11 protein-coding genes are annotated in these 13,053 nt (G+C 63.0%); 4 read left to right on the forward strand and 7 right to left on the reverse strand.

Annotated features, from left to right (window positions below):
* Positions 1–26: 26 nt before the first annotated feature.
* A complete protein-coding gene (locus AB6809_RS12240) occupies positions 27–998 on the reverse strand; it encodes an ABC transporter substrate-binding protein (protein ID WP_029965823.1) in 972 nt (323 codons plus the stop codon).
* Positions 999–1,549: 551 nt separating this feature from the next.
* Here AB6809_RS12240 and AB6809_RS12245 point away from each other — a divergent pair.
* The 3 genes from AB6809_RS12245 to AB6809_RS12255 all read left to right on the forward strand — a co-directional run bounded on the left by AB6809_RS12245 (position 1,550) and on the right by AB6809_RS12255 (position 4,203).
* A complete protein-coding gene (locus AB6809_RS12245) occupies positions 1,550–2,518 on the forward strand; it encodes a helix-turn-helix domain-containing protein (protein WP_371026738.1) in 969 nt (322 codons plus the stop codon).
* A gap of 176 nt (positions 2,519–2,694) precedes the next feature.
* The gene (locus AB6809_RS12250) at positions 2,695–3,291 is read left to right on the forward strand and encodes a tetratricopeptide repeat protein (protein WP_371026834.1); all 597 of its coding nucleotides are present in this window, start codon (positions 2,695–2,697) and stop codon (positions 3,289–3,291) included.
* Between the two features lie 84 nt (positions 3,292–3,375).
* Positions 3,376–4,203, forward strand: coding sequence for a hypothetical protein (locus tag AB6809_RS12255; protein ID WP_006046729.1), 828 nt, complete (start codon positions 3,376–3,378; stop codon positions 4,201–4,203).
* Positions 4,204–4,283: 80 nt separating this feature from the next.
* Here AB6809_RS12255 and AB6809_RS12260 read toward each other — a convergent pair whose 3' ends face one another.
* From AB6809_RS12260 to AB6809_RS12285, 6 genes are all read right to left on the reverse strand, one after another.
* The gene (locus AB6809_RS12260; protein WP_371026739.1) at positions 4,284–5,444 is read right to left on the reverse strand and encodes an enoyl-CoA hydratase/isomerase family protein; all 1,161 of its coding nucleotides are present in this window, start codon (positions 5,442–5,444) and stop codon (positions 4,284–4,286) included.
* Positions 5,441–6,259, reverse strand: coding sequence for an enoyl-CoA hydratase (locus tag AB6809_RS12265; RefSeq protein ID WP_371026740.1), 819 nt, complete (start codon positions 6,257–6,259; stop codon positions 5,441–5,443). Before AB6809_RS12265 ends, AB6809_RS12260 begins: the two co-directional genes overlap by 4 nt.
* Complete coding sequence (mmsB, locus tag AB6809_RS12270; RefSeq protein WP_029965827.1) at positions 6,259–7,185, reverse strand: 3-hydroxyisobutyrate dehydrogenase; 927 nt, start codon at positions 7,183–7,185, stop codon at positions 6,259–6,261. The genes AB6809_RS12265 and mmsB overlap by 1 nt, the downstream gene beginning before the upstream one ends.
* Positions 7,186–7,212: 27 nt before the next feature.
* Positions 7,213–8,721, reverse strand: a complete 1,509-nt coding sequence (locus tag AB6809_RS12275; protein ID WP_192699099.1) for a CoA-acylating methylmalonate-semialdehyde dehydrogenase — start codon at positions 8,719–8,721, stop codon at positions 7,213–7,215.
* Positions 8,722–8,823: 102 nt separating this feature from the next.
* Complete coding sequence (locus tag AB6809_RS12280) at positions 8,824–10,527, reverse strand: AMP-binding protein (protein ID WP_371026741.1); 1,704 nt, start codon at positions 10,525–10,527, stop codon at positions 8,824–8,826.
* A gap of 95 nt (positions 10,528–10,622) precedes the next feature.
* Positions 10,623–11,756, reverse strand: a complete 1,134-nt coding sequence (locus AB6809_RS12285; RefSeq protein WP_371026742.1) for an acyl-CoA dehydrogenase family protein — start codon at positions 11,754–11,756, stop codon at positions 10,623–10,625.
* Between the two features lie 210 nt (positions 11,757–11,966).
* On the opposite strand from AB6809_RS12285, the gene AB6809_RS12290 reads away from it, so the two are divergent.
* Positions 11,967–13,004, forward strand: coding sequence for an AraC family transcriptional regulator (locus AB6809_RS12290; RefSeq protein ID WP_029965834.1), 1,038 nt, complete (start codon positions 11,967–11,969; stop codon positions 13,002–13,004).
* The last annotated feature ends 49 nt before the right edge of the window (positions 13,005–13,053 follow it).

Below are 13,053 nucleotides of genomic sequence, written 5' to 3' on the forward strand. Positions count from 1 at the left end.
GAGACATCACCTTCAAGGCATCACCTTTAAGGCATCACCTTCGCGTTCTGCACATACTTCAGCGTGTAGGCGCTTTTATAGTCCGTGCCCGGCTTGAGCAGCTTCGCTGACACCATGTAGTCATAGGTCTTCTTCCAGCGGGCATCGGTCATCGCGCCGATGCCGAGCGTGGCCGCATCGCCGCCGGTCACGAGCTTGAGCGTCTTCAGTTGCGCGACGCCGAACGCGAGCTGCGCATCGGTCATCTCCGGGTTGTCCTTTCTGATGAGCTCGTTGCCCGGCGCAGGATTGGACAGATAGCTCTTCCACCCTTCCATCGAAGCCTTCACGAAACGCGCGACCACGTCCGGCTTCGCGTCGATGCTCTTCTTCATGCCGACGATGGTCGTGTTGTAGGGCGGATAGCCGTCGTCGGCGAACAGGAAAAAGTGCGTCTTGACGTTGGCGCGTTCCGCCTGAAACGGCTCGGAAGACGGATAAGCCTGCATCGCGACGTTCCGGTCGACAAAGAACGGTTGCAGGTTGAAGGTGTAAGGACGCGTCTGGCCGTCGGTGTAGCCGTACTTTTCCTTGAGCCACGGCCACCACGAGGTGCGGCCCGAGCCGGCGACCAGGATCGTCTTGCCTTTGAGGTCGCCGAGGCCTTTCACGTCATCGTGTGTGAGCATGCCTTGCGGGTCGAACTGGAACGAAGCGGCGACGGTCTCGACAGGAATGCCTGCCTCGATCGAGGACAGCACCTGAAAGTCATAGCCGAGGATGAAATCCGCCTGCCCGCCCACCAGCAGTTGCATGCCGTTGACCTGCGGGCCGCCCATCCTGATGGTGACGTCGAGTCCGGCTCTCTTGTAGAGGCCGGTGGCGACAGCCTGATAAAAGCCGCCGTGCTCGGCCTGCGCGTACCAGCTCGTGAGGACGGTGATGTGGTCGTCGGCGCGAGCGGCAAGCGTGGCGAGACCGAGAACAGCGGTGCAAAACAGGCGACGAATGAAACGCATGAATGGCTCCCGAATGAGGACATTGGAAGACCATGAGGACGTTCGAAAGTCAGGGGCGATACTGCGTGTCCTGTCGTTGAAATCGGGCGATTTCATTCGAACGCCGACACAGTCGACGTGAGTGCGCGATGCACCCCAGGAGCAATGCCCCACGCCGAAGCGAACCTTTCGCCCGGCGCTAGCCGCTTATACTCCGCACGACGGTTATGCGAGAAGCGTGCCAGACGATCGGGCCATGAAACGTGGGCTTACGCCTGGCCGAATGCATGGCCGCATGCGTCGTCACGGGGCATCCGCGCCCCGCGATCGCGCACGACAGCACCGTGAGCGTGGATTTAATCGGGACTCACGCAAAACATTAATAGGCGCTTAGACGAATCACACCTCTTCTCCATATAAGGCATGATTGTCGAAAACGCGTGCAACACTGAATCAAAAGATCCGGCAATATGACCCTTCACTCCCGGAGTTCGAGATTGAATCCATATTTCTATCGCTTTTGTACTGAACCGTACCCGAATGAGCAACGATTTGAAGTATGGCGTGACGAGGTGAACGCGATATTCGACGTCGATATCGAAAAGTCGGTTTCTTCCAGTTTCAATTACGATCTTTCCACTGGCTATATCGGCTCTCTATTGATGGGTTGCGGCACCTGGGCCGGACAGCAGGAACCGGTCGCCTATGGCGTAAAGCGGTCAGCGCAAATGATCCGCAGGGACGGCCTCGATCATTTTTATCTCTGCCTCGGCATTACTCATTCTCTATCCGGATATGCGGCTCGCACGCCGATCGAAGCAGAGCCGTCGAAAATCTATGTACTCGATCTGGCCCGCGAACTCGATTCGGAAATCGTAGCCGGTGACACGGTTATTCTGACGATCGCCCGCGATCTGCTCGAGCCGCGCATCCGCTCAGCGAATCTGCATGGCGCCGTGCTGCAAGGCCCGATGAGCGCCCTGCTCGGCGACCACATGATTTCGCTGCGGCGCCAGTTGCCGTACCTGTCGCCCGTCGACATGCCCTATATCGAGCAGGCGACACTGGCGATGGTCTCGGCGGCGCTGGCGCCATCGGCTCAAACGCTCGCCGATGCCGAAAACGAGATCAACCACGCGCTGCTGGTCCGCGTGCGCCGCTATATCGATGCGAATCTGACGGCCGCGCAGCTTTCTCCGCAGCAGATCTGCCGCGACGTGGGCATTTCGCGCGCTCATCTGTACCGGCTGTTCGCGCGCGAGTCGGGCGTCGCCGCATATATCCAGCAGCGCAGGCTGGCAAAAATCCGCGAGATACTGGAAAGCCCGAAGGGCCGGAAACAGCGGCTGTCCACGCTGGCGTTCCAGTACGGTTTCAAGAGCGAGTCGCACTTCAGCCGTAGCTTTCGCCAGGCGTTCGGCTGCTCGCCGAGCGACGCCCGCGAGCGGGGCGCAGCGGAACCTGCGCAGCCAGCGGCGTCGCGCCGCGGCGGCCACTCGCCAGGCTCGCTGCGCGACGTGCTGGACAAGCTCGACAAGTGAACATGCACTGAGACGCACAGACAAGTAATAGAGACGCTCAGGCAAAAGCGCGCAACGCGCAACTGCTACTATTTTCCCGCCTGTCTTAGTTATGAAGATACGCGTCAGGAAGACCCAACGCTAACCTCGGCTTGCGTTTCCTGGCGCGAGTTCACAATCAGAACCGGGGATCACAAATGGGGTATCGCCAATTGGCGCCATCGGCCGTCCTGATTCTGGCGGCCTGTGCGCATGATCAGTCGGCGAGTCAGTTCGTGCGCGTTTGCGACGACAGCGGATGTGCCGAGCGGCCAAAAAGTCAGATTGCCTTAGACGCTTCGCGCAACGGCCACGATTCGGCCGAAACAGATTCGGACCGGCGCATCGCCGCGCTGGTAAAAGCCGGGGAGACCAACCCGCGTGCAGCTTACGACCTGGGCCTGCGTTATTTTCGCGGCGACGGCGTGCGTCAGGACAGTTATCAGGCGCTCAAATGGATGCGCAAGGCGGCCGAAGGCGGCGACCTGCAAGCACAGAAAGCACTGGGCCGTTTTTATCTGTTCGGTCTCGAAGAGATGGGACCCGATCCTCGTGAGGCCGAGAAGTGGCTGATGATCGCATCGGAACGCGGCGATAAGGAGTCGGGAAAACTACTCGCGCAAGCGCGAGCGGCCAAGCAATCCGATCAGGATTACTACCGGTGGCAGACAGAAGCGCGTGCGCTTTACGGCAACTGGTATGCCGATTACCCCTACCAGGGCTATTGGCAAGGCCGGGGCTGGTACTGGTATTGAAGCATCTCAAACAGAACATATGCGCTCGGCCATCTCATTGATATTCCGTCAACTGCATCACGCATCCTCCAAGAACATCAAAACATGAAGCTCAATTCGACATATCGGAGCGCCAAGGGCGTCTTCTCGATCATTTTGATCGGATCTCTAAGCGCCTGCGGGGGCATGGTATCCACTGGCGGACAAAGCGCGGGTGTCTCCGGTGCAGCCGGTGGCTCGACAAGCGCGGGCGCCGACGAAACGCTCGAGCGCTGCAAGGCGCCGCTCGGCACGATTGCGGTCGACGACGGACGCAATGCAGACTGGTTCGGTCCATTCGGCAGCGCGACTCAGGTCACGACGATCGAGCCGCTGCTGCGTCTTGCAGTACAGCAATCGAACTGTTTTGTGATCACGTCGATCGGCAATCAGAAGACCGATGCACGGCTGTCGCGCATCACGGGTTTGCAGCGCAATTCCGGCGAGTACCGCGCCGGATCGAAACAGCAGAAAGGTCAACGGGTCGCGGCAGACTACTACATGGAACCGCAGATCATTATCAACGACTCGGCGATTGGCGGCGTCAGCGGCGTGCTGGGCGGGTTGATCGGCGGCAATGCGTTGGGCAAGATCGCGGGCGGCATGCAGTCGAAGGCGTCGGTGGTCACGCTGACGCTCTTCGATGTGCGTTCGGCGCTGCAAATATCGGCGGCCGAAGGCAACTCGACCGCGACCAACTATGGCGCGGCGTTGGCCGGCCTCGGCGGCGGCGCAGGAGGCGGACTGAGCGGATTCTCAAGGACGCCGGAAGGCAAGGCGACGGTCGCGGCGTTCATCGACGCATACAACAAGATGGTCGTCGCGCTCCGTAGCTACAAGGCGCAGGACGTCAAGGGCGGCCTGGGAAGAGGCGGACAGTTGCAGGTGAACTGATCGCGTTTTCCGTTCCGTGATGCCGCGTTGGCCGCTCCGGTCATCGCGGCTCATGGTCGGTCGTGAATCTGGCTGGTGCATCAGTTCGTATCGACACCCAGATCGCCCAGCGGATGCGCCTCCCGCTTCCACGGCGAAGTCAGAAAATGCCTGACCCGCTCGGGCCGCACTTCGGCGAGCGTGGCCGGCGCCCAGCGTCCCTTGCGGTCCTTGTCGATCAACTGCGCGCGCACGCCTTCGCAGAAATCGCCCTCCTCGATCGCGCGTTTGACGATGCCGAGCTCCATCCGGAAGCATTCGGCGAGTGTCATCTGCCGCCCGCGCAACAGCGCTTCGCGCGTCACGTAAAGCATGGTCGGCGAGTGCGCGACGAGCGCATCGTAGGTGGATTGCAGCCATTGCTTCACTTCACGCGGCGAGTCGCGTTCGAGATCGTGCCGCAACGTCGCGACGATTCTGTCGACGCCCGAACGCCGGTCGAAATGCCGTAGAACCTGCGGCGTCAACTGCGCCAACGCGGCGTGCGGCACGATGTTGCAGGGCGGCTCGAACACGCCGCGCAATGCGCTCATCAGATCGCCGTCATGCGGCATGCGCCGCAAGCGCTCTTCGAAAGAAGCGAGCCAGTCGGCCGGCACGCACAGATCGGCGAGTTGCAGCCGCAACGCATCGGCGCCGGACAGCGTCGCGCCCGTGAGGCCGACATACAGTTCCAGTTCCGCGGACATCGCGGCGAGAAAGCGCGTCGCGCCAACGTCGGGCAGAAAGCCGATGCGCGTCTCCGGCATCGCGATCTTGCTGCGCTCGGTGACGATGCGCAGCCGCGCCGCCTGGCCGAGCCCCATGCCGCCGCCCATCGCAATGCCGTCGAGCAGCGCGACGACCGGCTTCGAAAAAGTGTGCAGCGCGTAATCGAGCCGGTATTCGTCGATGAAAAATGCAAGCCAGCGGTTGTCCCCGTTCTTCGCGAGCCGATGCACCTCGCGCACATCGCCGCCCGCACAAAAGCCCTTGTTTCCCGCACCTTTCAGCACGAGCGCGACGATGCCGTCGTCGTTGCGGCAATGTTCGACCAGCATCGCAAGCTCGCGAATCATCGCGTGCGATAGCGCATTCAGCGCAGCGGGCCGGTTTAGCGTGATGATCGCGACGCGGTTGACGACGCGAAACAGGATCTCGCGTTCCGACTCCACGCCCGCTGCGGGCGCGACTTCATAAACGACGCTTTGCAAGGCGCTCATCGTTGCGTCTCCTCGTTTGCGCGGGCGGCATCTACGCTTTGCATGACCTCCCAGCGCGGCGCGCGTTTTTCGAGGAACGCATTGACGCCTTCGCGCTGATCGGCTCCGTCGAACAGATCGACGAAACGTTCGCGCTCCAGCGCGAGCGCAGCCGAACGCGGCACGCCGTTGCGCGCCTGATGAATCAGCGTCTTGCTAAAGCCGACCGCCTGCGGACTCAGCCCTGCGACGCGCGCCGCCATAATCAGAGCGGCCTCGCGCGCAGCGCCCTTTTCCACGACCTCTTCGACGAGACCGATGCGCAGCGCAGTCGACGCGTCCACGCGTTCGCCGGTGAGAATCATGCGCTTCGCCCAGCCTTCGCCGACGAGCCACGGCAGCGTCTGCGTGCCGCAACCGCAGGGCAGCAAGCCGACCGCGGTCTCGGGCAGCGCCATCACCGCGTGCTGTTCGGCGATACGGATATCGCAAGCGAGCGCGCATTCGAGCCCGCCGCCCATTGCATAACCGTTGATCGCGGCGATCACCACGGGCCGCGCATTCTGCAACGTTTCGAACACGGCGCCGAAGCGGGCCGCGGCGACACGCGCCACGTCGCGATTGCCGTCGGCGAAGGTGTTGAGATCGGCGCCCGCGCTGAAGAACTTCGGCCCCTCGCCCGTGATGACGATCGCACGAACGCGCGCGTCGCCGTTCAGACGCTCCACGGTCTGCTGCAATTGCAGCAAGCCTTCGGGCGTGAACGCATTCGCGGGCGGGCGCTTGAGCGTGAGTTGCGCGACGGTTCCGTTGTGCGCGTAGTCGAGTTCGATCATTACGCGTCTCCCTTCGCGCTGTCGCTGCCGTTGTCACTCAAGCTCTCGTGACGATAAAGCTTGATGACCGCCGAAAAGTCCAGACGTCCCGCGCCTTTTGCGCTCATCGTTTGATAAAGCTGCTGCGCGAGCGCGCCGAGATAGACGGGTTGACGCGCGAATTTGGCCGCATCCGTCGCGAGGCCGAGATCCTTGAGCATGAGATCCGTGCCGAAACCGCCGCTGTATCCACGCGAGGACGGCGCGCTGTCGATCACGCCCGGCATCGGGTTATACGTGTCCGAACTCCAGCAGCGCCCCGTCGACGTATTGACGATGCCGGCAAGCACCTTCACGTCGATGCCGAGCGCTTCGCCGAGCGACATGGCCTCGGCCACGCCCGCCATCGTGACGCCGAGCACGAGGTTGTTGCAGATCTTCGCGACCTGGCCCGTACCCGTGTCGCCGCAATGCACGATGTTTTTGCCCATCGCGGACAGGACCGGTTTCACCGCTTCATACGCGCTCGCGCTGCCGCCGACCATGAAGGTCAGCGTGCCCGCGGCCGCGCCGCCGGTCCCGCCGGACACGGGTGCATCGACAAACGTATTGCCGTGCTGCCGCGCGAGTTCCGCGAACGCTTTCACGCTGGCGGGATCGATCGTGCTCGAATCGACGATGGTCACGCCGTTGGGAACGCCGGCGAAGACGCCGTCTTCTGCCGTCAGCACACTACGCACATGCGCCGCCGCGGGCAGCATCGTGATCACGCATTCGACATCGGCGACCGCCGCTTTCGGCGAAGCGGCCGCCTTAGCACCCGCATCGACAAGCGCCTGCACGGCTTGTGCGTTCAGATCGAAAACGTTGACCGCATGGCCCGCCTTCAAGAGGTTGTGCGCCATCGGCGCGCCCATGTTGCCGAGTCCGATAAAGCCTATTTTCATGATGCCGTCTCCCTGTTTGCGGCTCGCTCAGCGCAGGCTGATCGTGGTGTTCACGCCGTCGTTGATCGTGTCGTCGTCAAACCAGCGCGCGGTGACGGTCTTCGTTTGCGTATAGAACTGCACGACCTGTTTGCCGTACGGACCCAGATCGCCGAGCTTGGAACCGCGCGAACCCGTGAAGCTGAAGAACGGCACTGGCACCGGAATCGGAATGTTGATGCCGACCTGGCCGACGTCGATTTCGCTCTGGAATTTGCGCGCCGCCGCGCCACTTTGCGTGAACAGTCCGACGCCGTTACCAAACGGATTGCGGTTGACGAGCGCGATCGCGTCATCGAGCGTCGCGGCGTTGAGCACCAGCAGCACCGGCCCGAAAATCTCCGTGCGATAGATTTCCATCTCCGTGCTGACGTCGCTGAAAATCGTGGGGCCGATGAAATTGCCCTGCTCGTAGCCGGGCACTTTCACGCCGCGGCCGTCGAGCGCGAGCGTCGCGCCTTCCTTCACGCCCGCTTCGATCAGCCCGAGAATGCGCTGCTTCGCGGCGCGCGACACCACGGGACCGACATCGGTATTCGGCTCGTGGCCCGCGTTGACCTTGAGCGTCTTCGCCCTGGCGACGATGTCCGGCAGCCATTGCTGCGCCGCGCCCACCAGCACGACCACCGAGGTCGCCATGCAACGCTGCCCCGCCGCGCCGAAGCCCGCACCCGCGAGCGCATTCAACGCTTGCTCGCGATTCGCGTCGGGCAGCACGACGGCGTGGTTCTTCGCGCCCATCATCGACTGCACGCGTTTGCCGTGCTCGCTGCCGAGGCGATACACGTGCGTGCCGACCGCCGTCGAGCCGACAAACGAAATCGCCTTCACGAGTTCATGTGTGCAGAGCGCGTCGACCACGTCCTTGCCGCCGTGCACGACGTTCAGCACGCCCTTGGGCACGCCTGCCTCCAACGCGAGTTCGACCAGTTGCATCGTCGACAACGGGTCCTGCTCCGAAGGCTTCAGCACGAACGTATTGCCGCAGACGATCGCCATCGGGAACATCCACAGCGGGATCATCGCGGGGAAGTTGAACGGCGTGATGCCCGCGCATACGCCGAGCGGCTGGCGCAGCGTGTAAGTGTCCACGCCGCCCGCGACGTTTTCCGCGAATTCGCCCTGCTGCAAGGTGCCGATCGAACACGCATGCTCGACCACTTCGAGTCCGCGAAAGACGTCGCCTTCCGCGTCGGCAATCGTCTTGCCCTGCTCGGCGCTCAGTGTCTTTGCAATGCGCGGCAGATGCTCGCGAATCAGCGCCTGGTACTTCAGCATGATGCGCATGCGCGCGCCGATCGGCGTGTTCTTCCATGTGCTGAACGCGGCATGCGCCGAGCGGATCGCTTCGTTGACTTCGTCGGCGGTCGCAAACGGCACGCGCGCCAGCACCTGTTGCGTCGCCGGATTGACGATGTCGCGCCATTCGGTGGTTGTCGATTCGACGAATTCGCCGTTGATCAGCAGCTTGACGGTATCCGGGGCAATTGCGCTCATGCTGGAAACTCCTATGCGGTGAATCGGTGGCTCGGTGGTGTGCATCGTGGCTCAGTGGCCGACGCACAGTAAGTACGATCGAATAAAAACGCTTGACGACGCCTAGCGCAGATCGGGGAAATCTTCTTCCCAGTACTCGTCGGGTAAGCGTGCCGGCTCGGCTTGCCGCTCCATTTCACGGCGCCGCAACTCGACGCGGCGGATCTTTCCGGAGATGGTTTTCGGCAGCTCGCTGAATTGCAGGCGGCGAATCCGCTTATACGGTGCGAGCTTTTCGCGCGAGAACGCGAACACGGCGCGCGCGAGTTCGGGTCCGGCTTCGTAGCCCTGGCGCACGGTGACGAACGCCTTCGGCACCGACAGGCGCAGCGCGTCGGCGCTCGGCACGACCGCCGCCTCGCCGATGGCCTCGTGCTCGATCAGCACGCTTTCGAGTTCGAACGGACTGAGCCGGTAATCGGATGATTTGAAAACGTCGTCGGCGCGGCCCACGTACACGTAGTAGCCGTCATCGCGTCGCAGCGCCACGTCGGATGTGCGGTAGAAACCGTTGCGCATGGCCTCGGCGGTCGCCTTCGCGTTGTTCGCGTAGCCGGTCATCAGACCGAGCGGACGGTCCTTGCCATCGGCGCCGATCGGCAATGCAATTTCGCCTTCGGTGACAGGGTGATCGTCGGCGTCGATCAGTTCGATTTTGTAGCCCGGCAACGGACGTCCCATCGAACCGGCCACAACCGGTTGGCCCGGCGAATTGCCGATCTGGCAAGTGGTCTCGGTCTGCCCAAAACCGTCGCGTATCGTGATGCCCCATGCGTGCTTCACGCGCTCGATAATCTCCGGATTGAGCGGCTCGCCCGCGCCGACAATCTCGCGCAGCTTCACCGGATAATCCGCGAGCGGCTCCTGCACGAGCATGCGCCAGACGGTCGGCGGCGCGCACACGGTGCTCACGTTGAAACGCACCAGCACGTTCAGCGTGTCTTTCGGCACGAAGCGCGCGAAGTTGTAAACGAACACACAGGCCTGCGCATTCCACGGCGCAAAGAAGCAGCTCCACGCGTGTTTCGCCCAGCCCGGCGAGCTTATATTCCAATGGATGTCGTTCGGTTGCAGGCCGATCCAGTACATCGTCGACAGATGGCCAACCGGATAGCTCTGATGCGTATGCTCGACGAGCTTGGGCTTCGACGTCGTGCCGGACGTGAAGTAAAGCAGCAGCGGATCGGTGGCGCGCGTGATGCCTTGCGGCGTGAATTGCGGCGATGCGTCATACGCGGCCGCAAGATCGATCCAGCCGTCGCGCGGCGTGCCGACGGATAGACGCGTCAACGGCACATCGAGCGAATCGAATTTGGACAGCTCCGCGCTGTCCACCACGACGAAGTTCGCGCCGCCTATCTGCACGCGGTCGCGCACGTCGTCGGCGGAAAGCTGCGTGGTGGCGGGCAGCACGATCGCGCCGAGCTTCATCGCGGCGAGCATCACGTCCCACAGTTCGACGCGGTTCGGCAGCATCAGCAGCACGCGGTCGCCGCGTTGCACGCCCACGCCGCGCAGAAAGTTGGCCATGCGCGCCGAGCGCTCCGACATTTGCGCGTACGACAAACGCAGGCCCTCGCCTGCCGGATCGTCGACGATCCACAACGCCGGGTTGTCGTTGCCACGCGCGATGACGTCGAAGTAATCCAGCGCCCAGTTGAACTCGTCCAGCACCGGCCACGCGAACTCGCGGTATGCGCGCTCATAGTCGGTTCGATGGCGCAATAACAGATCGCGTGCGTCGACAAATGCTTTCGCTGCAGTCATGGTCGTCTCCTGATGGGCGCGGTATTGGTCCGCGTTTGCTCGGGTTTAGTTTTATCCGCAAGCTATTTTGCGCTCAAACTCGGCTCGCGCAGCGTTCAAACGTGACGCGCGATCACCATGCGCTGCACTTCGCTGGTTCCTTCGTAAATCTGCGTGATGCGGGCGTCGCGGTAATGGCGCTCCACCGCGTAGTCCTCGAGATAACCGTAGCCGCCGTGAATCTGGATCGCGTTCGAGCAGATCTGCTCGGCCATTTCCGACGCGAACAGTTTCGCCTGCGATGCCTCCGACAAACACGGCTCGCCCGCCGAGCGCAGCCGCGCTGCGTGATGCACGAGCAGGCGCGCGGCGTTCAGGCGCGTGGCCATGTCCGCGAGCATGTTGGCGATGGTCTGATGATCCTTCAGCGCCTTGCCGAACTGCATGCGCTCGCTGGCATAGGCGCGCGCGGCATCGAACGCGGCGCGCGCGATGCCCACGGCTTGCGCCGCGATGCCGATGCGTCCGCCCTCCAGGTTCGACAGCGCGATACGCAGGCCTTCGCCCGGTTCGCCGAGCAGATTCGCTTCGGGCACCGCGCAGTCGTCGAGCGAAATCGGACAGGTGTCGGACGCGCGAATGCCGAGCTTGTGTTCGGGCTTGCCGACGTTGAAGCCCGGCGTATCGGTCGGCACGATAAACGCGGACAGGCCGCGCTTGCCGCGATCCGGGTCCGTGACCGCAAACACGATGGCGATGTCGGCGCGCGCACCGTTCGTCACGAACTGCTTGCTGCCGCTGAGTATCCACTTGCCGTCGCGCAGCACCGCACGCGTGCGCAGATTGTTCGCCTCGGAGCCCGCCTGCGGCTCGGTCAGACAGAATGCGCCGATGCGCCGTCCGGTCGCGAGGTCCTGCAAATAGCGGTCTTTCTGCGCGTCGCTGCCGAAGTTCAGAATCGGTCCGCAGCCGACGGAGTTATGCACGCTCATCAGCGTCGCACACGCGGCGCAGCCCGCGGCGATTTCTTCGAGCGCGAGCGCGTAGGCCACGTAGTCGGTGTACGAGCCGCCCCACTGCGGCGGCACGATCATGCCGAGAAAGCCGAGCTCGCCCATTTGTCTCACGACGTCCGCGGGCAGTTGCGCGTCGCGATCCCATTGAGCGGCGTTCGGCGCGAGGCGCTCGCTGGCGAAGTCGCGCGCCGCGTCGCGGATCATGCGTTGTTCTTCGGTGTAGAAACTGTCCATGAGCGTGAGTCCTGTGCTTGCGTTCGAAGCAAGTGTAGGCAAGCCGGCCGCCGGCTTCGATGCTCAGCGCGATCATTATGTGTGAGCGCATTTGCCATACTGATACCATGCAGTGCGGCAACGGCCGCGTTTTTGCCGCATTAGAGCTTCTCTGATAAGCAAAACGTTGAGCGCGATTGCCACTTCAACTACCCTGCCGAACCATCGCCGATGAAAACCGAAAAAGGCACCATCTCCGTTGCGCTGGTCAACGAAACACTCGCGCTCGCGGCGGCCCGCGGTGTGGATGCGCTGCAGCTCGCGGAAGCCGCCGGCATCGCCGCGCCGATGCTGGCGTCGCCGAAAAGCCGCGTGTCGTCGGCGCAATACGGCGCGTTGTGGGTCGGCATCGCACGCGCGCTCGACGATGAATTCTTCGGTCAGGACTCGCATCGCATGAAATTCGGCAGCTTCATCGCGATGACACAGACCGCGCTCACGGCGCGCAACGGTGCGCAGGCGCTGTCGCGCGCAATCGGTTTCATGCGGCTCGTGCTGGACGATCTCGGCGCGCGCGTCGAAACCGACGCAGCGCGCGTGCGTCTCACCTTCGTCGAACGCGAGGGAACCCGGCCGCCCGCGATGTTTGCGTACGCGACCTATTTCATCGTCGTTTATGGGCTGTTGTGCTGGCTGGTCGGGCGCCGCATTCCGCTGATCGAAGCACGTTTTCGCTGCGCCGAGCCGCCCGCCGCGCATGAATACCGGCTGATGTTTTGCGACGACATGGCGTTCGATCAACCGGAGTCTTACGTGGACCTCTCGCCGGCATTTCTCGAGCTGCCGGTGATTCAAACGGCGAACTCGGCCAGGCCGTTTCTGCGCGACGCGCCGGCGAGCTTCGTCGTCAAATACCGCAATCCGGGTTCGCTGGCCGCGCGCGTGCGCAAAACGCTGCGCGCATTGCCGATGGCGAGCTGGCCCGCCGCCGATCAGATGGCCGCGCGCCTGAACGTCGCCGAGGCGACCATGCGGCGCCGTCTGAAGCAGGAAGGCCATACGTATCAGTCGATCAAGGACGACCTGCGGCGCGACATTGCGATTGGCGAATTGCAGCAGTCGCGCCGCACGATTGCGGACATCGCGGCGTCGGTGGGCTTTGCGGAGCCGAGCGCGTTTCATCGCGCGTTCCGCAAATGGACCGGCATGCGGCCCACCGACTATCGCCCGGCGCGCGCGGACCTCACGCGGCGCGCGGAATCGGACTAAGCTGTAAGAAGCAGGCCAGTCTTCCTGGAGGGTCGGCCCGCGCCGGTCC

It is taken from the genome of Paraburkholderia sp. RCC_158 (assembly GCF_041355255.1).
Classification (GTDB): domain Bacteria; phylum Pseudomonadota; class Gammaproteobacteria; order Burkholderiales; family Burkholderiaceae; genus Paraburkholderia; species Paraburkholderia graminis.